At 42.1% G+C, this 26,756-nt stretch carries 30 protein-coding genes; 22 read left to right on the forward strand and 8 right to left on the reverse strand.

Annotation, left to right across the window (positions count from 1 at the left end; all coding sequences use genetic code 11):
• Positions 1-20: 20 nt before the first annotated feature.
• The 12 genes from paaD (at position 21) to crcB (ending at position 9,958) form a co-directional block, all read left to right on the forward strand.
• A complete protein-coding gene (gene paaD / locus BLT18_RS11895) occupies positions 21-530 on the forward strand; it encodes a 1,2-phenylacetyl-CoA epoxidase subunit PaaD (protein ID WP_091274280.1) in 510 nt (169 codons plus the stop codon).
• Entirely contained in the window at positions 530-835 is a 306-nt protein-coding gene (locus BLT18_RS11900) for an EthD family reductase (RefSeq protein WP_091274281.1), read from the forward strand. Before paaD ends, BLT18_RS11900 begins: the two co-directional genes overlap by 1 nt.
• A complete protein-coding gene (locus BLT18_RS11905; RefSeq protein ID WP_091274284.1) occupies positions 828-1,601 on the forward strand; it encodes an enoyl-CoA hydratase-related protein in 774 nt (257 codons plus the stop codon). Before BLT18_RS11900 ends, BLT18_RS11905 begins: the two co-directional genes overlap by 8 nt.
• Positions 1,602-1,604: 3 nt before the next feature.
• The gene (locus BLT18_RS11910) at positions 1,605-2,387 is read left to right on the forward strand and encodes an enoyl-CoA hydratase/isomerase family protein (protein WP_091274287.1); all 783 of its coding nucleotides are present in this window, start codon (positions 1,605-1,607) and stop codon (positions 2,385-2,387) included.
• A 17-nt stretch (positions 2,388-2,404) separates the two neighbouring features.
• Positions 2,405-3,928 carry an aldehyde dehydrogenase family protein gene (locus BLT18_RS11915; RefSeq protein ID WP_091274290.1) on the forward strand — a complete coding sequence of 508 codons (1,524 nt, stop codon included), beginning with the start codon at positions 2,405-2,407 and terminating at the stop codon, positions 3,926-3,928.
• Between the two features lie 17 nt (positions 3,929-3,945).
• A complete protein-coding gene (locus BLT18_RS11920; RefSeq protein ID WP_091274292.1) occupies positions 3,946-4,797 on the forward strand; it encodes a 3-hydroxyacyl-CoA dehydrogenase in 852 nt (283 codons plus the stop codon).
• 18 nt (positions 4,798-4,815) lie between these two features.
• A complete protein-coding gene (locus BLT18_RS11925) occupies positions 4,816-6,015 on the forward strand; it encodes an acetyl-CoA C-acyltransferase (protein WP_091274295.1) in 1,200 nt (399 codons plus the stop codon).
• Between the two features lie 145 nt (positions 6,016-6,160).
• Positions 6,161-6,700, forward strand: a complete 540-nt coding sequence (locus tag BLT18_RS11930; RefSeq protein WP_175487488.1) for a macro domain-containing protein — start codon at positions 6,161-6,163, stop codon at positions 6,698-6,700.
• Between the two features lie 78 nt (positions 6,701-6,778).
• On the forward strand, positions 6,779-7,600 hold the full coding sequence (locus BLT18_RS11935; protein ID WP_091274297.1) for an HAD family hydrolase: 822 nt from the start codon (positions 6,779-6,781) through the stop codon (positions 7,598-7,600).
• Between the two features lie 250 nt (positions 7,601-7,850).
• The gene (locus tag BLT18_RS11940) at positions 7,851-9,170 is read left to right on the forward strand and encodes a D-serine ammonia-lyase (RefSeq protein WP_091274299.1); all 1,320 of its coding nucleotides are present in this window, start codon (positions 7,851-7,853) and stop codon (positions 9,168-9,170) included.
• 6 nt (positions 9,171-9,176) lie between these two features.
• A complete protein-coding gene (locus tag BLT18_RS11945) occupies positions 9,177-9,581 on the forward strand; it encodes a fluoride efflux transporter FluC (RefSeq protein WP_091274301.1) in 405 nt (134 codons plus the stop codon).
• Positions 9,578-9,958 (forward strand): fluoride efflux transporter CrcB, encoded by a 381-nt coding sequence (gene crcB / locus BLT18_RS11950; RefSeq protein WP_091274303.1) that lies wholly within the window; start codon positions 9,578-9,580, stop codon positions 9,956-9,958. Before BLT18_RS11945 ends, crcB begins: the two co-directional genes overlap by 4 nt.
• Positions 9,959-10,039: 81 nt before the next feature.
• On the opposite strand, the gene BLT18_RS11955 is transcribed toward crcB, so the two are convergent.
• Both BLT18_RS11955 and BLT18_RS11960 read right to left on the reverse strand, forming a co-directional pair.
• On the reverse strand, positions 10,040-10,897 hold the full coding sequence (locus BLT18_RS11955; protein WP_091274306.1) for a manganese catalase family protein: 858 nt from the start codon (positions 10,895-10,897) through the stop codon (positions 10,040-10,042).
• A gap of 15 nt (positions 10,898-10,912) precedes the next feature.
• On the reverse strand, positions 10,913-11,278 hold the full coding sequence (locus BLT18_RS11960) for a DUF2512 family protein (RefSeq protein WP_091274308.1): 366 nt from the start codon (positions 11,276-11,278) through the stop codon (positions 10,913-10,915).
• 169 nt (positions 11,279-11,447) lie between these two features.
• Here BLT18_RS11960 and BLT18_RS11965 point away from each other — a divergent pair, with 169 nt between their 5' ends.
• The 7 genes from BLT18_RS11965 (at position 11,448) to BLT18_RS11995 (ending at position 17,204) form a co-directional block, all read left to right on the forward strand.
• Positions 11,448-12,938, forward strand: a complete 1,491-nt coding sequence (locus BLT18_RS11965; protein WP_091274311.1) for a spore germination protein — start codon at positions 11,448-11,450, stop codon at positions 12,936-12,938.
• Positions 12,935-14,023: a GerAB/ArcD/ProY family transporter gene (locus tag BLT18_RS11970; protein WP_091274392.1), complete on the forward strand. Its 1,089-nt coding sequence runs from the start codon at positions 12,935-12,937 to the stop codon at positions 14,021-14,023. Before BLT18_RS11965 ends, BLT18_RS11970 begins: the two co-directional genes overlap by 4 nt.
• On the forward strand, positions 14,020-15,120 hold the full coding sequence (locus BLT18_RS11975) for a Ger(x)C family spore germination protein (protein ID WP_175487489.1): 1,101 nt from the start codon (positions 14,020-14,022) through the stop codon (positions 15,118-15,120). The genes BLT18_RS11970 and BLT18_RS11975 overlap by 4 nt, the downstream gene beginning before the upstream one ends.
• Before the next feature lie 115 nt (positions 15,121-15,235).
• Positions 15,236-15,439 (forward strand): hypothetical protein, encoded by a 204-nt coding sequence (locus BLT18_RS11980; protein ID WP_091274315.1) that lies wholly within the window; start codon positions 15,236-15,238, stop codon positions 15,437-15,439.
• Positions 15,440-15,521: 82 nt separating this feature from the next.
• The gene (locus BLT18_RS11985) at positions 15,522-15,968 is read left to right on the forward strand and encodes a spore coat protein (protein ID WP_091274318.1); all 447 of its coding nucleotides are present in this window, start codon (positions 15,522-15,524) and stop codon (positions 15,966-15,968) included.
• 116 nt (positions 15,969-16,084) lie between these two features.
• Complete coding sequence (locus BLT18_RS11990) at positions 16,085-16,816, forward strand: sulfite exporter TauE/SafE family protein (protein ID WP_091274319.1); 732 nt, start codon at positions 16,085-16,087, stop codon at positions 16,814-16,816.
• Between the two features lie 19 nt (positions 16,817-16,835).
• Positions 16,836-17,204: a YidH family protein gene (locus BLT18_RS11995; RefSeq protein ID WP_091274322.1), complete on the forward strand. Its 369-nt coding sequence runs from the start codon at positions 16,836-16,838 to the stop codon at positions 17,202-17,204.
• 45 nt (positions 17,205-17,249) lie between these two features.
• Here BLT18_RS11995 and BLT18_RS12000 read toward each other — a convergent pair whose 3' ends face one another.
• The gene (locus tag BLT18_RS12000) at positions 17,250-18,932 is read right to left on the reverse strand and encodes an N-acetylmuramoyl-L-alanine amidase (RefSeq protein WP_091274325.1); all 1,683 of its coding nucleotides are present in this window, start codon (positions 18,930-18,932) and stop codon (positions 17,250-17,252) included.
• 279 nt (positions 18,933-19,211) lie between these two features.
• Positions 19,212-20,660: an alanine/glycine:cation symporter family protein gene (locus BLT18_RS12010; RefSeq protein WP_091274330.1), complete on the reverse strand. Its 1,449-nt coding sequence runs from the start codon at positions 20,658-20,660 to the stop codon at positions 19,212-19,214.
• Positions 20,661-20,809: 149 nt separating this feature from the next.
• On the opposite strand from BLT18_RS12010, the gene tlp reads away from it, so the two are divergent.
• Positions 20,810-21,046 carry a small acid-soluble spore protein Tlp gene (tlp, locus tag BLT18_RS12015; protein ID WP_091274332.1) on the forward strand — a complete coding sequence of 79 codons (237 nt, stop codon included), beginning with the start codon at positions 20,810-20,812 and terminating at the stop codon, positions 21,044-21,046.
• A gap of 69 nt (positions 21,047-21,115) precedes the next feature.
• Here tlp and BLT18_RS12020 read toward each other — a convergent pair whose 3' ends face one another.
• The 4 genes from BLT18_RS12020 to BLT18_RS12025 all read right to left on the reverse strand — a co-directional run bounded on the left by BLT18_RS12020 (position 21,116) and on the right by BLT18_RS12025 (position 24,377).
• A complete protein-coding gene (locus BLT18_RS12020) occupies positions 21,116-21,745 on the reverse strand; it encodes a uracil-DNA glycosylase (RefSeq protein ID WP_091274334.1) in 630 nt (209 codons plus the stop codon).
• A 245-nt stretch (positions 21,746-21,990) separates the two neighbouring features.
• Positions 21,991-22,131, reverse strand: coding sequence for a hypothetical protein (locus BLT18_RS18245; RefSeq protein WP_175487490.1), 141 nt, complete (start codon positions 22,129-22,131; stop codon positions 21,991-21,993).
• A 95-nt stretch (positions 22,132-22,226) separates the two neighbouring features.
• The gene (locus tag BLT18_RS18250) at positions 22,227-22,403 is read right to left on the reverse strand and encodes a hypothetical protein (protein ID WP_175487491.1); all 177 of its coding nucleotides are present in this window, start codon (positions 22,401-22,403) and stop codon (positions 22,227-22,229) included.
• Positions 22,404-22,433: 30 nt separating this feature from the next.
• A complete protein-coding gene (locus BLT18_RS12025) occupies positions 22,434-24,377 on the reverse strand; it encodes an aconitate hydratase (RefSeq protein WP_091274336.1) in 1,944 nt (647 codons plus the stop codon).
• A gap of 198 nt (positions 24,378-24,575) precedes the next feature.
• On the opposite strand from BLT18_RS12025, the gene htpX reads away from it, so the two are divergent.
• Both htpX and BLT18_RS12035 read left to right on the forward strand, forming a co-directional pair.
• A complete protein-coding gene (htpX, locus tag BLT18_RS12030; RefSeq protein WP_091274338.1) occupies positions 24,576-25,469 on the forward strand; it encodes a protease HtpX in 894 nt (297 codons plus the stop codon).
• A gap of 396 nt (positions 25,470-25,865) precedes the next feature.
• Positions 25,866-26,675, forward strand: a complete 810-nt coding sequence (locus tag BLT18_RS12035) for a DUF2935 domain-containing protein (protein ID WP_091274341.1) — start codon at positions 25,866-25,868, stop codon at positions 26,673-26,675.
• Positions 26,676-26,756: the final 81 nt, after the last annotated feature.

Genomic DNA, 26,756 nt, shown 5'->3' on the forward strand with positions numbered 1-26,756 from the left:
GAAGAGGAGACGATAAGGATATGACAGACATTCAAAAGAAAACAGAAATTGAGACTGTATTGAAAAGCGTTGATGATCCTGAACTTCCTGGTGTAAGCGTTGTGGACCTTGGTATGGTGCATGGCGTAGATACAGACAATCAGAAAGTATTTATTTCGATGATTCCCACGTTTGCCGGCTGTCCTGCTCTTGACATCATTGAGAAAAACGTTAGAGAAGCAGTAGAAACAGTAGAATGGGTTGAACACTGCGATGTATCATTTTCTTTTCGGCAAAAGTGGTCTACAGAAGCAATTACAGAAGAGGGGAAAAAGCAATTAAAAAAGCACGGTATTGCTCCACCTCCGAAAAATTATAAACCGGGAGAAGAATGGTCTGTGAATTGTCCGTATTGTGATTCACCTTACACTTCAATGGATAATGTGTTCGGCCCCACTGCTTGCCGCAGCATATTATACTGCCGGTCATGCAAAAATCCATTTGAAGCGATGAAACCAGTTATTAATTATGAAAAAGGAGTGGTTCAGTAATGGTTAAATTAATTGCTTTGTACAAACAACCAAAAGATAAAGAGGCGTTTGACGAACATTATTATAATACGCACACCCCTATTACGAAAGAAATACCAGGGTTAAGAGAGATGAAGGTAACAAAAATTGTCGGTTCACCAACAGGTGAAAGCAAATATTACTTGCTGTGTGAAATGTATTATGATGACCATGAATCCTTGCAAAAAGCGATGAAAACCGATGAGGGCAAGGCATCAGGAAAAGACGTCATGGAATTTGCAGGTGATATCGTAACACTAATGATTGGTGAGGAAGTCAATGAGTAAAGAACATATTAACGTCTACACGGAGGGCAGTACAGGAGTTATTCAGCTCAACCGGCCGAAAGTAGCGAATGCCCTTAACCGGAAGATGGTTGATGAAATAGTAGAGCAGATGGAGGCTTTTGATCGCGACGAGACCATCCGGGTCATTTTCATAAAAGGAAATGAGAAGGCATTTGCTGCTGGAGCGGATATTGAAGAGATGATGGATGATACGCCGTTGTCTTTGGAACAACTGGATCCTTTTGCTGTATGGGACCGGATGATGTTGATTAAAAAGCCGATTATTGCAGGTGTAAATGGTTTTGCTCTTGGAGGGGGATTTGAACTTGTCCTTCATTGTGATTTGATTGTGGCTGCTGAGGATGCGAAGTTTGGTTTTCCAGAAGTCAATCTTGGTGTGATGCCGGGAGCAGGAGGGACACAGCTTCTTACTAAAGCCATGGGACGTGCGAAAGCATTGGAGTGGATATGGTTAGGACAGCCAATGGGTGCTCAAGAAGCATTGAACTATGGTGTGATCAATCGAATCGCAGCACCGGAGTTGGTAGAAGAAGAAGCATTAAGATTAGCATCACAACTATCAAAACAAGCTCCTGTTTCTCTCAGACTTATTAAGGAAGCTGTATCAGAGGCTGTTGATACACCGCTCAATGAAGGTTTAACGCTCGAAAGGAAAAACTTTTACCTCGCGTTTGCAACGCAGGACCAAAAAGAAGGAATGAAAGCATTCACGGAAAAACGGCGTCCTTCTTTTAAAGGAGTGTAAGAGATGGGGAATACGTACCAAACCATCAATGTCACACAAGAAAATGGAATTGTTACATTGGTGTTAAATCGACCTTCTGCATTCAATGCATTTACGCCAGAGATGAATAAGGAAATTATTGATGCGTTGCGTAAAGCAAATAAAGACGACACAGCAAGGTGCATTGTAATTACAGGAGAAGGCAAAGCGTTTTGTTCGGGGGAAGATCTTGGGGGAGTAAGTGAAGACACAAACCATGCTGATTTTTTACGTAACCGCTATCATCCGATGATGAAAGCTGTCAAACAAACATCAAAGCCTGTTATTGCAGCTGTGAATGGAACTGCTGCTGGTGCAGGAATGAGCTTGGCTTTAGCAGCAGATTTTCGTCTTGTACGACCGGAAACAAAGTTTGTCAGTGCCTTTATCGATATTGGGCTGGTTCCGGACTCTGGCTTTATGTATAACCTTCCGAGGTTGGTCGGTTACGCCAAAGCCTTGGAGGTAGCAGTTCTTGGTAAACCAATAACAGGAGAAGAAGCGTATCAGCTGGGGCTGGCTACAAAAGTTATTGATTCTTCAACCTGGGACGAAGAGGTTGCCAAGTTTGCAGAGCTGCTTGCGAAAAAGCCGACAAAAGCAATTTCTCTCGTTAAACGTTACATGATGGATGGCATGCATGAGCCATATGAACAAGCACTTGACCAAGAAGCACAAGCACAGCGCATTGCTGGTTTGTCTCAAGATCATAAAGAAGGATTGCAAGCTTTTAAAGAAAAACGAAAGCCAACATTTATTGGATATTAAAGAAGGAGTGAATAGAGATGAGCCAAACAATCACTAATCAACCAGTAGAAGAAGTAGGAACAATGAAAAGAGATCATTATGCAATGATTATTAACGGAGAACGCGTGGAAAGCAGTGCAAATGAAGCTTTTGACACGTATAACCCTGCAAAAGGGGAAAAGTTGGCGACTGTTGCAAAAGCTACACAAGAAGATGCTGAAAAAGCTGTTCAGGCAGCAAGACAAGCTTTCGACCACGGTAAGTGGCGCAAGTATCCGGTAGGGAAACGTGCCCGTGTCATGAACAATATCGCAGCTATTATGAGAGAGCGTTTTAAAGAACTTGTAGAAGTAGAAGTATTAAACAGTGGTAAATCTGTCGGTGCGGCACAAGCACAGGTGAATCAGTCTATTGAGGATTTTGAATTTTATGCTGGTGCCATTGTAGGTCATAGAGGAACTGTTAATAACATGCCAAGCGGGTTTTTCAACTACACGAATAAAGAACCAGTTGGAGTGTGTGCGCAGATTATCCCTTGGAACTATCCAATGATGATGGCTGCTTGGAAGATTGCGCCGGCTATTGCAGCAGGGTGCTCTGTTGTGATTAAACCTGCTAGTCTTACACCAATTACAGCTATTCTTTTAAATGAAATTTGTCACGAAGCAGGAGTTCCTGAAGGTGTTGTAAACACTATACCAGGTTCTGGCCGCGTTATTGGTGACTACTTGGTAGAACATAAAGACATCAACAAAGTAGCATTCACTGGTTCTACTCCAACTGGTAAAGACATTATGAGTAAAGCATCTGATACGTTGAAGCGCTTGACGCTTGAACTTGGCGGCAAATCACCTAATATCATTTTTGAGGATGCAGACATGGATGCGGCAGTAGCTGGCTCATTATTTGGTATATACTTTAACACTGGTCAGTCATGCGAGGCACGTTCCCGTATGTTTGTACATGAGTCCATTTATGATGAATTCTTAGAAAAGTTTATTGAGAAAACAGAAAAGCTTCAATTAGGTGATCCGTTTGATAAAGGTACGCACCTTGGTTCTATTATCAGCCGGGACCAGCTTGAAACAATTGACAGCTATGTACAATCTGCAAAAGAAGAAGGAGCCACCATTGCAACTGGCGGGAAAGAGAGAAAAATTGAAGGTTTTGAGAACGGACATTGGTATGAGCCTACCGTTATTACAGACGTGACTCCTGATATGAAAGTAGTAAAAGAGGAAATATTTGGACCGGTTGTTGTCGTAGAGAAATTTACGGATGAAAAAGATGTCATCCAGCGTGCTAACGACACCGAATATGGATTAGGCTCTGCGATTTGGACAACAAACCAAGCAACAGCTACACGTGTTGCTCACCAAATTGAAGCGGGTATTGTTATGGTGAACTGCCCATTCTCCGCATTCCCTGGTACACCATTCGGCGGTTACAAACAGTCTGGTTTCGGTAGAGAATTGTGCGTAGAAACACTCGATCTTTATATGGAAGATAAAAGTGTACTGTCCTATTACGGGCCAAAACCAATTAATCCATTTGGAGTTTAATAGAAAGGACGATTGCCATGACCATACAACGAGTTACGGTCGTGGGAGCCGGCGTAATGGGGCGAGGCATCGGATATGTCTCGGCCCTTGCTGGTTTCGAAACGACGGTAGTAGATGTTTCAACAGAACAATTAGAGTCAGCTTATGAATATGCTAAAGCAACAACAAAGAAAGGTATCAAGAGAGAAAAATTAACCGAAGAACAGGCGGAACAACTGCTTAACAATTATCGTACATCTACAAACTTGGAAGAGACAGTCAAAAGTGCTGATTTATTTATCGAAGCAGTGCCGGAAAAGCGTGATTTAAAGCAAAATGTCATGAAAACAGCAGATAAGCATGCTCCAGAGCACACCATTTTTGCATCAAATACTTCGACTATCAGCCCAACAGAGCTGGCATCTTATACGAAGCGTGCTCCACAGTTTGCTGTGATGCACTTTTTTAACCCTGTTCATCGTATGCCTTTAGTAGAAATAGTAAAAGGGTTAGAGACAAGTGAGGAAACAGTAGCTGTCATAAAAGATGCGTCTGCGAAAATGGGCAAAGAAACGGTTGAAGTAAATGAATTTCCGGGCTTTGTAACGAGCAGAATCAGTGCACTCGTAGGAAATGAGGCATTATACATGCTTCAAGAAGGAGTAGCTTCGGCAGCAGATATCGATAAAGCGATCCGCCTTGGTTTAAATTATCCAATGGGACCGTTGGAATTAGCTGATCTTGTCGGATTGGACGCCCGTCTTAACAACTTAAAATATTTACATGAAACCCTCGGTGAAAAGTACCGTCCCGCTCCTATACTTGAACAGCTTGTTAAAGCTGGAAGGTTAGGAAAAAAGACAAGTCACGGCATTTATAAGTATGAATAGCGGAGAGGAGCGAGCAGGATGGAAGAAGTTGTTATTGTTGATGCAGTAAGAACTCCCATTGGCAGGTACAATGGGGCGTTAAAGAGTGTTCGACCTGATGATTTAGGGGCGGCAGTACTGAAGGCGATACGGGAAAGAAACCCCAACCTCGAGACGACAGACGTAGAAGAAGTTGTTTTCGGTAATGCCAACGGGGCTGGTGAAGACAACCGCAACGTAGCTCGCATGTCGACACTTCTTGCAGGATTTCCGGTTGAGGTTGCAGGTACAACGATAAACAGGCTGTGTGGTTCAGGTTTAGATGCTGTAACGTATGCAGCACGAGCCATTGCATTAGGACAAGGCGATGTAATGATTGCAGGCGGCACAGAAAGCATGACAAGAGCACCATATGTCATGGGGAAGCCGGAAAAGGCTTTTCAACGAGGAAATCAGCAGTTGTATGATACAACCATTGGCTGGAGGTTCATTCATCCGCAAATGGATGAAATGTATGGAACTGATTCTATGCCAGAAACGGCACAAAACGTAGCGAAGGAATTTAACATTTCGCGTGAGGCACAAGATGAATTTGCGCTTCAAAGTCAAATGAGAGCAAAAGAAGCGATGGAAAGTGACCGGTTGAAAGATGAAATTGTTCCAGTTACGATTGAAGATCGAAAACAAGGTACATATGAAGTGACAGAAGATGAGCATCCTAGACCAAACACTACTCTTGAAAAATTGAATAAGCTGCCGTCTCTTTTTCAAGATGGGAGCGTAACAGCCGGGAATGCATCTGGTGTAAATGATGGAGCATCTGCCGTTTTGTTAATGAGCCGTACAAAAGCAGAGGCACTCGGTTTAAAACCATTGGCGAAATATGTAACGTCAGCTGCGGCAGGCGTGGAACCGCGTGTTATGGGAATCGGACCAATTAAAGCAACAGAGAAAGCACTAAAACGAGCAGGCATGACGGTAGGTGATTTGGATTTAGTTGAACTAAATGAAGCATTTGCCTCCCAGTCATTAGCATGTATCCGTGAACTTGACCTTGATCAGAACATTGTTAATGTTAATGGCGGAGCGATTGCTTATGGCCATCCATTAGGAGCAAGCGGAGCTAGAATATTGACTACATTAGTACATGAGATGAATAAAAGAGACAGTCAAAGAGGTCTGGCAACTATGTGCATTGGGGTCGGTCAAGGAATATCAATGATTGTTGAGAAAGCATGAAACAATAAACGATAAAAATGCTGAACAAATCCTTAAGGTTTGCTGCCTTAAGGATTTTTTACTATGAATAATACGATAATGAGGTTTGAGTAGTTGAATTGCCGGTTAATACATAAGAAGAAAAATTGTACAAAGGGGAGATATAGTGGAAGAGCAGATTGGTCACGTGAAATTAGAGTGTATACAAGGAGATATTGCGAAGCAGCATGATGTGTCTGTTGTTGTAAATGCTGCTAATGCAGAACTTAAAACCGGCGGCGGTGTCGCGGGAGCACTACATCAAGCAGCAGGAGCGGAGCTGGCAGAAGCAGGACGTCCATTTGCTCCTATTCAACCAGGACAGGCGGTGATTACACAAGCATTTAACCTTCCTAATGACTATGTCATTCACTGCCTTGGTCCAGTTTACGGCAAAGATCAGCCAGAAGCTGTTTTATTGCGCCAATGCTATCAACATGCGATTCAATTAGCCGAAGAAAATAACATCTCGAGTATCGCCTTTCCTTCTATATCAACAGGCGCTTTTGGATACCCTATTGAAGAAGCTGCAGAAATTGCTGTTGATGAAATTGTCCAGCAATCGCAGCATTTGCGCTCGCTCAAGACCATCCGTTTTGTTCTATTCAGCGAGAGCGATCAGGCTGTTTATGAATCTGCCTGTCAGAGCAGAATGCCGCACAAATAAGCAATGATAAAGATTAGGATGCCACAAAGGAGATGTCTCCTTTAATGAATGATTGTATATGATAGGGAGGCTTAGACGTTGGCGATTAATTGGAACAGCATTCGTATTGCTGTTTTTGATTTGGATGGGACATTGTACGAAGATACTCATCATTTTCAATATTATGCGAAAGAATTGGTGTCGAAACTTCCGCATGAAAAGCAGCCGCTGTTTTGGGAAGACTACTATAACATGCTCGAATCCCGCCATCCTGTGGCAATTGGACGTGTCTATGATGTGGAAAGGGACCGGATTTTGGAAGTGGATCCTACAACATATAAAGTCAAAAAAACGTGGAACTGGAACGGAGAGGTTGTCTCAACTGGGGAAGACTATCCGGGTTCTGTGGCATTGGATTTTCATTCTATGATTGCAATTGGGGATGGGTGGTGGCTGCCGGCAGCTGCAGCTAAGCATTATGGGATTGGAAGTACGTTTGATTCCTATCGGAGGACGAAAGAGTATATGCAGACCAAAGAATTTCAGTTTGCCGAAGCTCCTTTTCGGCGTCAAGCTCTTGTACGTCTCAGACAACAATGCGAGCTCGTCCTGCTAACCAACTCTGAGGCGGATGATGTGGAACGCTTGCTGGAAACACTGGATTTAAAAGGGGTTTTTCATCATATTATACCAAATGCCAAAAAACCAGCACAGACACGGGCTCATTTTGCTTCGATCGTAGAAGAATATGACGTTAGAGCAGAAGAAGTCGTTTCTATTGGCGATAATTATCTTAATGACATTGTTCCAGCGGAAAATATGGGAATGCAGGCAGTGCTTATCGACCCTCAAGGGAAAACACCTGTCCGGACAACAACAGAGCGCGTTCGAACTTTGTCTGAGCTTTTTTCTTTGATATAAGTAAAGAAGAAGGGAAGCCTGATAACGCTTATGCTGCAGATATGGCTTATTCATTCTTTGGATACACATGCGCCTTCCCGCTTCTTGTCAATGGTGGGGGCTGTCGCCAAAGGAACGGAACCCCTTTAAACAGTCTCATCTGTACTTTGGCCTTTGGTTATTTCTATTTATAAAACGGATTATTCTCGGTAAAATAACCATAACACATCATAATAGATTAGCGGGCTTGTATGGAAAGGAAGCGTTTTACATGCAGAAGCGGATAGCAGAGAAGGCAGGAGCGGACTGGCAAAAAAAATATCCACTTTTAAATGACATTGCTGCTTACAAAGAAGTGTTTTGGGAAAACTCGAGAAAGCAATCCTTTGCTCAAGCAGTAAAAGGTGCTGGATTTTCTATAGATGACATATTCGAAGCAAAAGCGCGTTTTGAACGTTTTGCACCATTTTTTCAAGAAGTTTTTCCAGAAACAGTAAAAGTAAAAGGATTCATAGAATCGCCTTTACAGGGGATTCCCGCCATGAAACAACGGTTAGAAACGTTTTATGGAAACATTTTGTATGGCGAGTTGTTGTTAAAAGGTGACCATGAGCTAGCCGGAGCAGGCTCTATCAAAGCACGAGGCGGCTTTCACGAAGTGATAAAGCTGGCAGAAGAACTTGCTTTGGATCATAAACGAATCACAAAAAACGATGATTACCGGGTGTTTCATACAGATTCACTCCGTTCCTTTTTTCAGCAATATACATTAGTGGTCGGATCAACTGGAAACTTAGGGCTTAGTATTGGAATGATTGGGAAAGCATTAGGTTTTCAAGTAACGGTACATATGTCGGCGGATGCAAAACAATGGAAGAAGGATCATTTGTCTCAACTAGGTGTACAGGTAGTGGAACACACAGAAGACTACGGGAAAGCGGTCAAGGAAGGCCGCAAAATGGCACAGAATCATCCTCATTGTTTTTTTATTGACGATGAACGTTCAGTTGATTTGTTTTTAGGATATGCGGCGGCAGCATTTCATTTGAAAGAACAACTGAATGAACGCGGTATTCAGATTTCCAAAGAACAGCCGCTTATTGTCTATATACCTTGCGGGGTTGGAGGTGGTCCAGGCGGTGTGGCATTTGGCCTGAAAATGGTGTTTGAAGATAATGTACATTGCTATTTTGCTGAGCCGACACATTCACCATCTATGTTAATAGGTATGATGACAGGTCAGCACGATGCTGTTTCTGTATACGACCTTGGCTTGGATAATCAAACAGAAGCGGATGGACTTGCGGTGGCGGCCCCGTCTGCTTTTGTCGGGCGTTTGCTTGATCCATTTCTAAGCGGCATTTATACGGTAGATGATGATACGTTATTACAACAGCTGCGCTTCTTAGTGGAGAGTGAGCACATATTTCTTGAACCTTCTGCCGCGGCTGGATTATCAGGGCCGTTTTGTCTCATGCAGCAAGGTTTTCGATGGACTCGTGCTGTGCACGTTGTATGGGCAACTGGCGGAAGCCTGGTGCCGTCTGCTGAGAGAGGGCAGTATGATGAACGTGCGAAGAAGCGGGGGTGACAACGTTTGAAAAATGTCATCGCTGTTGGTGCAGGGGCTGCTGTTGGAACGTATTTACGCTATCTGCTAAATATACAAACGTTAGCGGTAGAATATCCAATTGGCACTTTGTTAGAAAATACGACGGGAAGTCTTTTATTGGGAATGTTATCTGGATATTTTGCAGCTGTTGTGCCAAAACCTTGGGTGAAAGCAGGGCTTGGCACGGGACTTTGCGGCGGATTCACCACATTTTCGACTTTTGCTTCGGACACGGTATGGCTGTATCTGGACCACAACATCATACAGTCTTTCCTTTATGTTTTTGTGACACTAGGAGGAGGGGTTACGTTGGCATTGCTCGGTTTTATTCTTGGACAAAGCATTGGGCAGAAAAAACAGGGAAAAGAGAAAGCAGGAGGGGCTTTGTGACAAGTTTCTTCTTCGTTGCCGGCGGTGCAGCTGGCGCTGTCTGCCGGTATTTTGCAGGAAAGTGGATATCCTCCTTGCCAGTAAAAACCTCTTTTCCAATTGGTATGCTTGCTGTAAATGTTATTGGTTCGTTCGGTCTTGGGCTGTTTTTAGGGAGCGTATACGGCGGTATTCCGTTAGGGGCATATGAGGACCAACTGTATTTATTTGTAGCCATTGGCTTTTTTGGAGCCTTTACGACGTTTTCTACGTTCAGCATGGAAACCATTCAATTACTCGAGAAAAAGCAATACGTGCCGCTGTTTGTTTATGTTTTCTTGTCTGTTGCAGGAAGCCTGTCAGCTTTTTTGTTAGGTCTTGTCCCATTTATATCATGATTTATGTAGAGAGCATGCGATGCGGCATGCTCTCTCTTTGTACATGAAGCGTGTATTTGTTGCATGGTTACGCTCCTGTATTCACGGCGCATGTGTTGGAGAGCCTGTTGTTTCATGGGCATGCAAAGGAGGTGTGTTATGCACATAGGGCGGAGCTGGCTGTAGTGAAGGAATCTGCCCCATTGGAGCTGGGTTTGCATCGTATGAAAAAGTCCCCATATGATCCATACTCTCCCCGCTTGCCCAACGGCCGTTTTGACTCTCTGTTCCCTCTGAGAAGTTCATAAATGAATATGCCACTTCTTGTTTTTCTTGTTCTTTTGGAAAAGTCGATGGAACAACCGCGCTTTGGTGCTGCTCTAATTCCTCGATCGCTGCCATCCACTGGTTTTGATGCATGGTGTCTCGAGCAATGAGAAAGGACAGCATATCTCTCACCCCATGATCGGTCGTCGATTCATATAGCCGGCTTACTTGCAAGCGGCCTTGTGATTCTGCATTTAAGTTGGCTCGAAAATCAGCAAGTAAGTTGCCGCTGGCAATGGTGTAGCGGGCATTCCATGGATACCCGGAACTATCGTTTGGCTGTGCGCCCAAGCCCGAAACGATAACGTGCTGTGGGTTCATGCCGCCCATAACAGCTCCAACAAGAGGATCTTTGGCAGCTTGCTCTTGTGTTTCCACTGGAGCTTGGTCTACAAGCTGTGCAATCATTGTTGCCAGCATTTCAACATGAGCTATTTCTTCGGTGCCAATATCTAATAACATATCGCGGTACTTTTCATTGCCTCTGCAATTCCACCCTTGAAAAAGATATTGCATGGCAACTGTAATCTCCCCGAATTGCCCCCCTAATACTTCTTGTAATTTTTTAGCATAGACAGGGTCTGGCTTGTCTGGTTTCGCATTATACTGTAAATCTTTTCGATGATAAAACATTGTGTTTCTCCCCTTTTAAGAATAAGCTTTTGTGTTTTTATCTAAAATCGCACGTGCGACATATTTGTGGAAAAACCATTCCCCAGCACCAATTAGTAACGCCGAGAAAAATGCTAAGAAAAAGGGAACTGCTTCATTTAACAGAAGCGGCCCAATCAGCCAAATGACGAGTGTACATAAGCCAACATCTGCAAGTGTCGATACCCAGTTGTTGGTGGCTTTTAAAATAAACATATCACCAATGAGGTAAGAGGCGAGGACAACGACCACAGACAGCCCTATCGTATTCCAGCCCGGGTATCCATTGATGAGAGATAAAAGAACAAGAAGCACAAATAGCACGAGTGCTGTTTTAATGAGAAGCGCTGTTATGTGACTCATTGTACTTGCTCCTTTCTTTAGACACTTATTAGGGTTTGTTGTTTTATGATTTATATCCAAAAAAGATGGCATGAGGGACAAAACAATGAGGGAGCTGTTAAGAAAAAACATACGTATAAAATGTTTCTTCTACAGCAAACTATTGGCAGAAGCAAGGGAGGTCTAATGAATGAAAAGAACCAACCGATTAAAGCGATCTCCTATAGAAACGGCTGCATTAAAGAATGCACGTAAAGAAAACCATCAGTCATTATTTCAAAAAACAATGAAAAAGCTTGATCATTGTGCGGATGTGAAACAATATTCGATAAAAAAACGAGATCTTACGCTTTTGTATTTTCCTCATTTAATTGATGAACAAGCATTAGAGCGTGAAGTGCTCTCACCGTTAAAATTTACTGCGGAAAATGATGCAGCATCCTTTTTACGTAATACGCAATTTGAGGCAATTGATAACAGCGAAACCCTTGTAGACGAGTTAATGGAAGGCTGCGTTATTTTATTTTACCGGCGTCATCAAGCGTGGGCTGTCAATTTATATGGTCCAGAAGTACGTTCCATCCGGCCCTCTGAGACGGAAACAACGATTCTGGGCAACCATGATGCGTTTATTGAATCATTATATGTTAACCTTTCGCTCATTCGGCGAAGGCTGAAATCACCAAAGTTAAAGGTGTTAATGTTTACGATTGGAGATGTTTCTAGAAGTGACGTAGCTATTTTGTATATAGAGGGGTTAGTGGATGAAGAGCTGCTTGAAAGACTGACGGAGAGAATTACAGAGATAGATATTGATATTGTAACGGATGCACCGATGTTTGTGCAGTTGATTGATGATCATCCTTATTCTTTTTTTCCGCAATATCTGTCTACAGAACGTCCTGATATTGTTATATCGCACTTGAGCCAGGGCAAAATGGCAGGGTTTATTGATAACAGTCCGGTTTCATTTATCGCGCCGGCTAACTTTTTTGATTTTTTTCACTCACCGGATGATTTAAGTCAGCGCTGGCTGATTGGTTCTGCTACGCGTTTAATGAGATTTTTAGCGTTTTTAATTACGCTGACATTTACTGCTTTTTATGTAGCTGTTACCACATTTCACTATGAAATGATTCCCGAAAGTTTATTAATATCATTAGCAGAATCGAGAAACCGTGTACCGTTCACCCCATTAATTGAGGCGTTGTTAATGGAGGGAACGCTGGAATTATTACGGGAGGCTGGGGCGAGGCTTCCGACAAAGATTGGGCAGACTATTGGTATTGTCGGTGGTATTGTTATTGGCCAGGCAGCCGTGCAGGCAGGGCTTGTTAGTAATACGTTAATTATTGCTGTGGCGATTTCAGCCATTGCTTCCTTTGTCATGCCCAGTTACTTGCTGAGCGCTGCGTTACGGATTGCCCGGTTTGGCTTAATTTTTCTTGCCGGTATCCTCGGTAATTTTGGCCTGATTATTGGGGTGACACTTTTGTTAATACATTTAAGCACGTTGAGCAACCTTTCTACGCCATACTTTAATCCGCTTGTGCCGCTGCATCCAAAAGATTTAGCCAATGCTGTGCTGCGCTTGCCGTTTTGGCGGTTCCAGGAACGTTCCAACCAGGCATTGCGGACGAACAAGCGAAACAACAAAACGTCAGGAAGAAGGTACATATGAACAGTTTTGAGACGGAAAAACTTCATCCTATTCATTTAATTTTCCTTACGTATATGCTGCAGTCTTCTGTTCTTTTATTCAGTCTGCCCCGTCAAGTGGCAGAAGTATTTGGAACAAACGGATGGGTGATGCTGCTGTTGTTCAGCGGGTTGGTGATGGTCAATATTTATCTTTTTCAGCTGGTTTATGAAAAAGGAAACGAAAAGCCGATATTTGACCTTTTAAATGATGCGCTGCCTGGGTGGTTAAGGTATCCGCTGTATCTAGTCATTGCTTGTGTGTGGGCGTTTGTCGCGATAGTAATTGCAAAACAATATGTTTTTATTATACAAATTATTTCTTTTCCAACGACCCCGCACTACTATTTATTGATGATGTTTTTAAGTATGCCGGTTTTTTTGCTGATGTATCCTGTCTATAAAATAGTCAGGGTATCGTCTGTATTTTTTATGTTAGCAGCGATTACGATTATGCTGACCGCATTTGTGTGGCATGAGTTTTCCTTTGACCGCTTAACGATGTTTCTTTTTAAAGAAGCGGAAAAACCATTTGATATTGGCGGGATGTTTGATATTTACAGCAGCTTTTTAGGCTATGAGGCGTGTTTGCTGTTAATTCCCTATATTACAAAGCATTCACGTTTGTTTCGTTCGTTTTATATTGGTAATGGCTTTACTACGTTGATTTTTGTGTATACGACTGTGTTATGTATGGGATTTTATAGTTTTGAACAGTTAAAACATGTCATCTACCCAACCCTGCATTTTTTCAGCTACATAGAGTTCCCATTTTTAATTCGAGTGGAAAATCTTGTGTATAGTTTGTTCTTAGTCAAAGCACTTGTTACCGTAACGTTTTTCTATTGGATGAGCAGTGAGGTAATACAGCACATGTTTAGAGTGAGTAATGTGTTTTATATTCATATGGGAATCATTTTGTTATCAGTTATTAGCATGTCTCCTTTCAGCACTAGACAAGAAATGGAACAAGCTATTTCTTGGGCTGGCAGAGCAGAAATGGCAGTTGCTTTTCTTCTGCCGTTGTTTATTTTGTTTCTCCTTGGGAGAAAGAAGGTGAAGACGTGAAAAAGTGTGTGTTGCTTGCTTTATTCATCTTTCTTGTGGGCTGTACAGATCAGCATATTGTTGAAAATGTTGGTTTTGTTCAAGCGTTAGGTTTGGATATGACTGAAGAACAAAGCGAATTTTTAATATCAGCGGTTGTTCCGCAAATTGAGCCAGACGCAGCGAATGATCGTGAATTTTTAACAACGAAGTCTGACAGCGATAAGGAAGCGATGTTAAGTTTATCGCGGCAGTCTAACCGACAAATTGAAAATGGCCAGCTCCGTAATGTATTGTTTGGCGAGGAGACGGCAAAAAACGGTGTGTTAGAACAAATTAATACGATGAACCGTGATCCGATTTTTGGAACGAGGGTAAAGGTAAGTGTTGTACGCGGAAAGGCTTATGAATTGTTAAGTGAACCGTACACCCAGCATCCACAAGTGAGTGAATACTTGGATGCTTTAATTGAAAAAGAGTCAAGACTGCACATGGCTCCAGAGACAAGGCTGCATCAATTTACACGAGACTTATATGAAAAAGGAATCGATCCGATAGCTCCTTTAATAAAAAGAGGGGACGATAAAATAGCGCTTGATGGTATTGCGCTGTTTCGCGGGGATACATACGTTGATAAAATCGACCCGGTTGATGCAAGAATATTTTTCTTTTTACACGGAAACTTCAGTGCTGGTGCTGTGCATTTGCAGCTGGAGGACGATCGAATAGAAAAAAACGTGCAGCTATTGTTTGATTCCATTCGCAACAAGCAGGACATAAATGTGATGAAAGCAGATAATCCAGAAGATATAACCATTGACATAAACGTCCATATTAAAGGAGCATTGTTGGAGTATAATGGGCCGTTAGATATTACCGAGGATAAAGGTTTGCATGAGCTGGAGCAGCAATTAGGACAATCAGTAGAAAAGCGTGCTCAGCGTGTTATACAGAAATTGCAAGCAAAGCAGGTGGACAGCCTTGGTTTAGGAAGACGAGTGAAAAATCATCTGTCCTATCAGCAGTGGAACGGCATGGATTGGCATAAAGTGTACCCTCAGATAAATGTTCATGTACACGTAAAGGCAGATATTAATGATATTGGGGTGTACAGTTAGTTAATAGACATAACCCCATTTTGTGATTTAATCTATGTTTCATAGTTGTCTCACCACACTAGGTTCCTTTCATTCCCATATAATTTATAGAAATGAGAAAAGGAGGGTGAGAACCATGAAACAAAACCCTAAATTAACGCAGCTGTTAGTACGCCGGTTATTGAAAAAACATGGTGTTGATTTAAAATCGATTGATTTAACGGAGGAAGAAAAAGAACAGTTACGAGAAGTCATTGAAGAAATTGAAGAAAGCGTCCATGATTTTTTAGAAAAGCAATACACGGTAAGCAGTGAAGAAGCAAACAATCAAGCAGAATAGAAAAATAAACGATTCTCCTACTAGGTTCGTCTAGACGAGAAACAAAAGAATGCATAGGGTATAGTAGAAAGGAGGGACTAAAATGGCAAGAACGAGAAAAAGGCGTTGGGATGCTCTAGATCCTTCTATGGACCATTCAGATTGTAAGCCTAGAAGAAGAAGCCGAACACAATCAGGAGAACAAAGCAACAAAACGTTACAGTTGTCAGAAGAGTCTATTCATATTGTAGATTCTTGTGATGTAACGATAGAAATGACAGAATTAAAAGCAGCGTTAAGTCTGCAAGCCGGCTTGCAAGCGGTTATCTTGATTCTAGTAACAATTACGATTGGTGATTCAGAGAAAGCGGATCGTTTCACACAAGAATTGATTCAAACAGCTAAAATTAAACAGTTAACGTATCAAAACATCGTGGTAGAAAATAGTCGGGAAGTCACGATTGAAAAGGTTGATACACAATTAGCGGCAAACATTCAATTACTTCTGCAGTTGTTGATTGCCGTAGCAATTGTGATTGACGTTTTTTAATACGAGATGTGGGGCGGAAAAAAACAGAACGGTATTACATCGTTCTATTTCTTTCCGCCGATTCTTGTTTTTAGGTATGATAGAAAAAAGCATATGATAAGAAAGGTAATTTTGTTATGCTCATCGATTTATTGGTTGTTTCTCTCGTATTATTTCTAGGAAGTTTTTTGCAAGGAGCCAGTGGTTTCGGGTTTGGCCTGTTTGCGATGAGCTTTCTTCCATTTTTATTTACAGTAAAGGACAGCACGTTACTAGTTGTTTCACTAGCTCTGATTACTTCTCTGAGTATTTTTATGAAAGTGTATAAGCATATACATATACAAACGTTGCTATATTTACTGGCAGCAGCTGTGGTTGGAAGGTTGGGAGCTTTTTTCATTCTGCACAACTTCGGAGATATGGATGTATTAAAAAAACTACTAGGATTTGTTTTAATTGCTATGGTTGTGTACATCTTTATGCCAAAAGGGTCCGAAGAGAAGCGGCAGAAGTCTTCCGTCCTACCTCTAGTTTTAGGGTTTTTAGGCGGATTTATTGGCGGCTTGTTTGTAGTGGGAGGGCCGTTTTTTGTTTTTTATTTTCTTATTGCTTGTAAAGATAAATATGCGTACACAGCGAATTTACAAGCTGCATTTGTCGTATCAAATGTTGTAACGGTGGTTATGCATGGTGTAAGCGGAGACTTTAACATAGACTTTATTTACTATTTCCTTATCGGCGTTGTCAGTGTGTTATTAGGTACACGTTTTGGCATGATGTGGCTCGAGAAGTTGTCCCAAGAGCATGTGAAGAGAATTGCTGGCATTATTGTCGGGATATCAGGGGTAAATTTAATTCTCTTTTCGTAGAAAGAAGAGGGTGAAAAGAATGAGAAGAGAACAAAAGCAGACGGTAGATTCACAGTATATTCAACAACACTTGGCGAATGAGCGAACGTATTTGGCATGGATACGCACATCGATTGCGATTATGGGGGTAGGCTTTTTTGCGACAAGTCTTCATTTTACGACGCCGTTAAGCGGCTATTATGAAGAATTTATGGCTATTCTTATCAGTGCTATTGCTTTTGTGATAGGCATTGTTATTATATCGATTTCTTCTTATATATATATAAAGAACAGACGAACCATTAACAGTGGACAGTACCGCTCTTCAAATCTGCCTATTATTTTTACCAGCATATTAATGGTTCTGCTTTTAGCTCTTTTGTTGACGTACTTTCTTACCTATAATTAAAACAACGAGGCAGGGATGCTGAAAATCCTGCCTCGTCGATGTGTTTTACCATTCATAATAGTTCACGATACCATCGTACACAGCGTCTGCTGCTATCTCTTCATAATTTGTCTGCTTCATACGACTGGCGTCCTGGGTATTTGTCAGAAATCCTAATTCAATCAGTGTACTAGGCATTGTTGTGTTTCGAATGACAAAAAAGTTCCCTGCTGCGACACGTCTGTCGCTCATTTCAGTTTGTTCGACTAGTTCTTTTTGAATAGAAGCTGCTAAAGCTTCACTTTCTTTTGCTTCATAGTTCGTATGGTAAAACGTTTCCGCACCTTCTGCCGTTGGAGAAGCTGCATTGGCGTGAATGCTTACAAATGAATCGGCGTTTTCATTCTCTGCTATTTGCACTCTTTCGTTCAATTCTAAGAATGTGTCATCACGCCGCGTCATGACGACGTCAACACCTGCATCTTGCAAACGTTCCTCAACTTCTAATGATACGTCTAAAACGACTTCTTTTTCGATTAACCCATTACCGACTGCTCCGCTGTCATGTCCGCCGTGACCGGCATCAATGACAATCGTTTGCTCTGCCAGACTATTTTTTTCCGGATCTTTTTCAAGGAGATAATAACGGTGAACATACCCTTTGCTTCCTTGGTAGTTGACGAGTGCCCAATCTTCATTGGCGTAATCATATATTTCAACGATGTCGTCTTCATTGAGCGTGCCTACTTTTTCACTGTCAGCATTTGCTTGTTGACGAATGTTTAAATCATCAACAGTAGACTTTCCAAGGGCAATCGTTTCTTCATTGTTTCCATTATTTTGATTTGGCGGAGTGCTGGTATTTGTATCATCAGGATTTTGTTCGTCTGTATTTGTAACATATGAATGATACACATACACCCACTTGCCATTATGTTCTGTCTTTAACCACTCGCCGTTTGTTTCATAAATGTCGATAGCGGTGCCGTCATTGAATTCTGTATCTGTTTCATATTCCATACCTGGACCTGTTCTAGCATTTAAGGTGCCATCCACACTCACTTCGCCCTCAAATTCAATGTTTTTTTCATCTAAGTCCTCACTAGAAGGAGTGTTGTTCTCTTCTGTATAGTCAGGCACGTCGGATTGGTGCTGCATGGCGCGGGCAAGATAAGCGGATAATTCTGCTCTTGTCGCCTTTTCATTTGGCCTGAAATACGATGCTTCTTCGATGATATGATGTTCTGCTAACGCTGATATGTATGTACTGGCCCAAAAATCGGAGGATATATCCTCATAAGCAAGGTTTTGCTCCGCTTCTACGGATTCTTCTTCAAAGAAAGCTCTGCCGATGACAGCAGCGACTTGTGCCCGTGAAATGTCACCGTTAGGGTCAAACCGTCCATCTTCCTTTCCTGTAAACACCTCTAACGCACTGGCTTCTTCAATATGATGAAATGCCCAAAAATCAGTGTTAACGTCAGTAAACGTAGGGGTACCGGGAGCTGGATGTTGAGACGGCAGTGCGTTTGTCATCATTTTTGCAGCTTGAGCACGCGACACGTTTTCTTCTGGACCGTAGTTGCCAGAAGGGCGGCCGTCTACAATTCCTTGTTCATGTAGAAACGTGATTTCTTCATTTGCCCAATAGTCTGATGATACATCGTTAAAACCTTCTGCATTGTTTATTGGAAGCAATAGAACGACAGCTAAAGCAATAGTCATGTAATAAAAGGGTTTCTTCCACATGATATGCTCTCCTCCTTTCCTTTTTATTGTTTCAAAGGATATATATACCAAAAAATAACCTGTGATTAGGATACCATGTGATAGATAGGGAGACTAGTTATTACAGAAGAATTTCATATGAAAAAATGTCAAAGAAGACGCAGCTGGCACCAAGTGAGCCTTCAGATGCCGCTGGATTGCCGCGCTGCGTGTGTGCGGTTTTCCTCGACGTGCTGTTCTTTTCCAACAGTGCAAAAAAAGAGCTGTTCTTTTTGAACAACTCTTTTTCTGCCCTTTTCATTATTTATCATTAGAGCGCTTAGGTTTTTTATTCCATGCTTCAATATTGTTTAATCCTGGTATGCTGTCATTGTAAAAGACAGGTTCTTTTCCGCGTTTTCTTTGTTCTTGGTAATCATCCAGTGCAAGCAAGGCAATTCTTGTAAGCAGAGCGATAGCAATTAAGTTGACAAGTGCCATTGATCCCATAAAGACGTCTGCTAATGCCCAAATAATTTGTAATTCGCTCATTGCACCTACCATTACCATGATTAAAAAAGCAATACGAAAGATTTGAACATAGACAGGATTCTCAGACATAAATTCGATGTTGGCTTCCCCGTAATAATAGTTTCCTAGTAATGAACTAAACGCAAAGAAGAAAATAGCGATAACAACAAATGTTTGCGCCCAGTCGCCTAAATGTGTGTTAAGAGCTAATTGTGTTAACTGAATGCCGTCGGATGCACTAGAAGTATGCGTACCAGATAAAATGATAAGAAATGCAGTGGAACTGCAAATAATTAATGTATCAGTGAATACTCCAAGTGTTTGGACTAACCCTTGTTTTACAGGATGACTAACATGCGCTGTTGCTGCAGCATTTGGTGCACTCCCCATACCGGCTTCATTTGAGAATAAGCCGCGCTGCACACCATTCATAACCGCAGCACCTAAGCCGCCTCCGGCAATTTCTTGAAGGCCGAATGCGTTGCTGACGATGAGGGAAATCACTTCAGGCATAGCTCCGATATTTAGAATCATAACGATGAGAGCCACAATAATATAAATGATGGCAAAAAAAGGAACGACAAACTCCGCCACAACTGCAATTCGGCGAATCCCGCCAAAAATGACAATCCCGATTAATACAGCAATAGCACTGCCAATCCAGCCGGGATGAATGTCATATGCTCCTGTGAATGCTTGTGAAATAGTATTTGTTTGTACAGCATTAAATATGAGACCAAAACACAAAGTAATCAAAATCGCAAACAATACACCCATCCAACGCATGCCAAGTGCTTTTTCCATGTAGTAAGCAGGTCCGCCGCGAAAGCCGTCTTTATCTTTTACCTTATACATTTGTGCTAATGTACTTTCGACAAACCCGGTAGCTGCCCCGACAAGTGCGATCATCCACATCCAAAACACAGCACCTGGCCCGCCGGCTGTAATAGCTAGTGCGACACCAGCAAGGTTCCCTGTTCCTACACGAGCTGCTGTTGAGATTGTAAAGGCTTGAAAGGCAGTGGTCCCTTGCTTTTTTTTAAAATTGGTGCGGTCAGTTCCTTTAAAAAGCAAAACCACCATTTCTTTTAACATTCGAAATTGCACAAATCGAGTTTTAATGGTAAAAAAGACACCTAAAAACAAAAGCAGCCCAACAAGAATATACGTCCATAAAATGTCATTGCTGACACTAACAACGTCGCCGAGCCACGTGTCCATTGTTAACCACGTATCCATGATATCACTCCTTTTATTAGCCTACACTACATCCTACAAAATAACTGTAGAAATATTCAAATATTTGTTGCGGATTCATGTTAAATAACGCTTATATCCTTTATGTTTGCGAGGCATACTAAACCTCGAAAGTAAAGGAGGGAAGAGCATTGCACAAACCAAAACCGGACGATCGTTCCAATAACGCCGAAAGAATTGAAAACAACATTGGCCACACGATGCAAAATCTAAATGAAGCACGTGACTTCGCCAAAGCACATGCTGATGAGCTGAGCGAAACAGATAAACGGCGGATTGAAGAAAAAAATCAACGCCGTGAACGAGCAATAGAAGGCATGCGTGAAGAAATCAAAGATGAAGTTCACGATCAGCAGCATCGTTCTTAAAAAAACACGACAGGTGTATGGAGGCGATTCATACACCTGTCTTTTTCATATAATAAAGCGCGGTATAACTCATTTACCTTCTATATATTGTTTAATCACGTCTAAATGAGCAAAAACACTAGGTTCTAACCGGCGATTATACAAAATCGCTGCTGGGTGATAAATCGGAATAATCGTAAAGGCTTTTTCGCTGAATTGGTACATATTGTTCTCCCAGTCCGCTAAATAACGAATGGGTGAAGTAATGGGAATACCAGTCACTTCCTGCATTCGCGGTGATGTTCCGAGCAGCCTCCAGTAAGCAATTCTTCCCATTGGTGCAATAACAGGCGGCGCCGTGTGTTTGATTTCTGCATCCAGGATTGGTGCATGAGCAGCAATTTCTTTCTGATTAGGTGTACGATTATATTTACGCAATATGTTCTGGGAGGAGCGTTTCCATTTGAACGGCCTGCTGCGAACAGCGCTTGTAATATAGACATCATTACGGTCGAGATTTAAATATGTAAGATAGCGGTCAAATTCTTTTCCGGCTCTCCCGCTAAAAGGAATACCATTATGTATTTCAGTTTCTCCCGGCGCTTCGCCAACAAACATTATTCGCGGGTTTAAACTGCCTCGTCCATATAAAAAACCTTCGCAATCAAAAGGTTCCATCCGTTGTTGACATGTAGCAATAAGCTCATCTGAAAGAAACATGTCTAGACTCCTTTATTGGTGACTTTCCATGCATAAAAAGGAAGCTGCTCGTGAAGAACCGCTTCTATAGATAATACTATAAATAAAGCATGACTGAAAGGTGGGAATGGTGTTGTTCCATCTCTTCTTTAAACATAATGTGGCTGGGACAAAACCCAGTAAATAAAGAGGGCGCTCACTATTGTGGGGATTTTCGGCGTAAAAGGGCAGGTAGTACAAAAATACATTCGCTCGAACCACTTCGATTACAAGTGCGGCATCCATTCCAGCGACGCTTTGCGTGCTTTTACTGTGTCTTCTTTGCCGCCGGGCAAGGCTTCAGTGAACCGGCGAAAAATCCCTCGCCGGTGGATCTTCAGTTCTTGCTTTTCCCGAAGGCGTATCATGTTTTTGGACAATCCATGTGTTCAACAATTGTGAGGTCTTTGGTTTTCTGTGATCAGGATGTCACAGCTGGCCCATCAGCCAGCTGCGAACTGTTTTATTCTAAGGTTCGGTTATTTTCATCAACATCAAACGCTGTTTCAGGCTCTGGTTTTTCTCCTGCTTGCAAAATACCGTCTCCACCACATACACTGCATGTATATTTCCATTGTTCGTCATCCATTAACAGCCCAGTGCCGTCACAGGCACGGCATGTATTTTCATGAAGATTCATGACTGTTTCGCTCCTTTAAGGGAGTTTCTGCTACTGCTTTTCTTTTACCCAATTAATAAGTCCTCCTGTTAACATGATATCCACTTGTCGTTTAGATAATGCATGGGCAACTGTTATTTGTTTGTTCTTGTTCTTAATCGAGGCGCTCAGTTCATTTCCTGATTGAATCGATTCACGAATGTTTTTCATGACAATGACATCGCCAGACTCTAACTGTTCATAGTCGGATTTGTCTTTAAAGGTAAGCGGTAAAATTCCGAAGTTCACAAGGTTTTGCCAGTGAATCCGGGCGAAGTCTTTAACAAAAACTATGCGAAGGCCTAAATATCTTGGTGCAAGAGCAGCGTGCTCACGGCTGGACCCTTGGCCGTAGTTAGATCCGCCAACGATGGCATGGCCTGATTTATCTTTAATAGCCATGGCTCGGTTGTAATAATCTTTATCTAAAATTTCAAAGGTAAACTTGCTGATTTCTGGTAAGTTGCTTCGGTAAGGCAGAACACGCGCTCCACCTGCTAAAATCTCATCTGTCGAGAAGTTATCGCCGACTTTTAAAAGCACAGGCACTTCGAGCTCATCAGGAAGTGTTTCCATGGCAGGAAGAGAGGCAATGTTCGGCCCCTTATGCAGATCGATTTTTTTGGCTTCTTCTGGTGGGAGCGGTTCTTCGAGCAATCGAAAATCCACTGTTGGTTTGTTAGGATCTTTCACATTCGGATATTTCATATTAAGCGTGCGCGGGTCGGTGATTTTCCCTTTTAATGCAGATGCAGCAGCGACCTCCGGACTGCAGAGAAAAACGCTGTCTTCTCGTGTTCCGGAGCGGCCTGGAAAGTTGCGAGGTGTGGTACGCAAGCTGTTTCGTCCTGTTGCTGGAGCCTGCCCCATTCCGATACATCCGTTACATCCGGCTTGGTGAAGTCTAGCACCAGATGACAGTAAACTGGCGATATGCCCATTCTCTACCAAATCAGTTAACATTTGTCTTGAAGTAGGGTTAATATCAAATGAAACACCACTGGCAATTTGCTGTCCTTTCACAATCTCTGCTGCAACGGCAAAATCACGATAGCCTGGATTGGCGGAAGAACCAACATATGATTGATAAATCTCTTCGCCGGCAACTTGGTCAATCGGAACAACATTACCGGGGCTGGACGGTTTTGCAACCATTGGAACTAACTCAGATAAGTTTATTTCTTCATCAATGTCATAGCCCGCTCCTTGATCAGCTGTCAGTTCCATCCAATCATCTTCACGTCCTTGGCTCTTTAAGAAACGTTTAATTTCTTTATCAGAAGGAAAAACAGTGGCGGTGGCTCCCAGTTCGGCACCCATGTTTGCGATAACGTGTCTGTCCATCGCACTCAGCTCATCTAAACCAGGACCGTAGTATTCCATGATTTTCCCAACACCGCCTTTTACATCATGTCGACGGAGCAGTTCTAAAATAACATCCTTTGCGCTCACCCAGTCGGGCAGCTTTCCAGTAAGCTTAATTCCCCAAATTTGCGGCATTTTTACATGAAATGGCTCACCGGCAATAGCCATTGCTACATCAATGCCGCCTGCCCCCATAGCAAGCATTCCCATGCATCCATTTGCACAGGTGTGACTATCTGAGCCGAGTAACGTGCGTCCTGGTTTAGCCAGTCGCTGCATGTGAACAGGGTGACTGACGCCATTGCCTGGTCTGCTGAAGTACAGCCCAAATCGTTTCGCAGCACTTTCTAAAAACAGGTGGTCATCAGGGTTTTTACTGTCTTCTTGAATGACGTTATGGTCTACATATTGAGCAGAGGCTTCCGTCTTTGCACGCTCTATTTGCATCGCCTCTAATTCGAGCATTACCATGGTACCAGTGGCGTCTTGGGTTAACGTTTGATCGATAGATAAACCAATTTCTTCACCAGGAGTTAAAGAGCCAGATACTAAGTGTTCGTTAATAAGCTTTTGGGCGACGTTATACGCCATGCCATCATCCTCCTCTAAACGTAGCTTGTTATTAAAACTATTCCTTTCCAATACGCGAAATAAACGTTATGGTAAAAAGGGGAGCTTCTTAAAGTGTAGAACAGTACGTATGTGAAAAAATAAAAAAATGAAACGCACTTGTCATGTAAACGTACAATGATAAGTGTGACATGCTAAACAAGAATGGAGGCAGCAAAAGTGGGCAAAAGAATTTTGCTATTTATTTTAACCAACATTCTCGTTATTACCACGATAACGATTGTGTTTACACTGCTTCGTATGGCTGGTGTGGATATATCCACCTATACAGCAGACGGCGGCATTAACTATGGATCATTATTTATTATCAGTGCTGTCATAGGTTTTACAGGATCGTTCATTTCTCTTGCTCTATCAAGGTTTATGGCCAAAAAAATGATGGGCGTTAAAGTTATTGATCCAAACAACTGTACAGGTGCTGAACGTGCAGTAGTAGAAAAAGTTCACCGACTCTCTAGGAGTGCCGGTTTTATGCATATGCCAGAAGTTGGCATTTATCACTCGCGTGAAGTAAATGCTTTTGCTACCGGGCCTTCTAAGAAACGTTCGTTAGTAGCTGTATCTACTGGTTTACTGCAATCAATGGACGAGGATGCAGTAGAAGGAGTGCTTGCCCATGAAGTGGCCCATATCTCAAATGGTGATATGGTGACAATGACGCTGTTGCAAGGCGTGGTAAACACGTTTGTTGTGTTCTTTGCACGTATTGCTGCTGCGATTGTTTCAAGGTTTGTACAAAATGATGCTATGCGCATATTTGTCCATTTTGGTGCTATTATTGTATTTCAAATATTATTTTCTATTCTAGGAAGTATTGTCGTGATGGGCTTTTCACGATACAGAGAATACCACGCTGACCGAGGCGGAGCCGATTTAGCCGGCAAAGACAAAATGACACATGCGCTGAAATCATTACAAGCGCATGTAAATCGAGTGGAGACAAACCAAACGTCTATGCAAACATTAAAAATAAACAATAAGCCGTCCGTTGCATTGTTATTTTCATCCCATCCACCATTGGATGAGCGAATTAAGCGGCTTCAAGCAAAATAAGTGGACGAAAAGCTAAGTCTCGTTGAGGCTTGGCTTTTTTGTTGCACGGATAGGAAAGTCAGCATAGGTGAATGATCAGCATAGTAAAAATTTGAGAGAAATCAGTATAAATAAAACTGTGGATTCCACTATAATGACTCGGTGACAAGTCGAGCTTTTCTAATAAGGTAAGAAAGGATAAATATTTGGCGTTTTCTATTGTCTGGCGCAAATTGCCTACTCGCCCGAGGTGCCTTCGGTCCGTCCATGGAAAGCAAAAATCAGTTTTCCATACCCCGGCTTTCCAGGGGCTTGCCACTCATAAGCGAGGCACTTGTGCTTTTCTTAAGTGTTCTTGGGACAAGTGTGCCGTACATATGGTATAGATGATGAACGTGTAACAAGGAGGGTCATCTATTGCAAAATAACTGGGAAAGAGCTGCTCGTGATGAGCATCTATTTTGGCTGCAGATTCTTGGTGATCATGCCCGCTTCCTTCACGATACCCTTGCTCCTTCAGAAACGGATTATATAACAGCGGCACAAGACTATATTGTATTATTTGACAAGTTACTGGAAAAAGTTCGTGCGAATGAAAGCCTCCCGACATTAAAAGAATTAACAATAGAGGCGCAAAAAGCTGCAAAAGACATACGCTTTTTAAAATTGCAGATCATTCGTACGCAATTAACAGGACAGATAAAGATTGAACTGACACCAACATTTATTAATCACATGGTCAATGAAGCAGAGGAGTACCTGCGTATTCTTGATTACTTAGTAAAACAAGAATTACCGCCTGTGTGTCATCCGCTTCATCATCATCTAATATGGTTAATTGATGCAGCCGGGCATGCTGGTGCGATTTCGGATTCACTTGATAAGGTCGAAGCTAAATGGAAAGAACGCTCCAAAATGTTTGAAAAAGATTTTGACCAATTTTATGTAAAAGCTGTAGAGATGGCAGGGTATTTACGGTCAAATGTCAATAGTTTTCCGGCTCTTGAGCGGATGAATCATGATGTTAATTTGGAGATGCAGATTTTTCGTGCGTTTTTAAAAGAAATGGAGGAGTGGCGGTTAACCAAAGAGATGCTTGGCACGTTAACGCCTTTAATGGCCGATCACATGGCGCGGGAAGAATGCTATTATTTAATGAAATTACACGAGACCACCGATATAAAGTCTCCAGATTGTGATCCAGCTGCTCCGCGTACAGAAAGATAACATAACAATAAACATGTTTATAAACCTTTCTCTTAAGCAGGAAGGTTTTTTCTGTCTTTTGGCTTTTGCCTAGATAACCGT

Source organism: Alteribacillus persepolensis (assembly GCF_900099605.1).
Lineage (GTDB): Bacteria > Bacillota > Bacilli > Bacillales > Marinococcaceae > Alteribacillus > Alteribacillus persepolensis.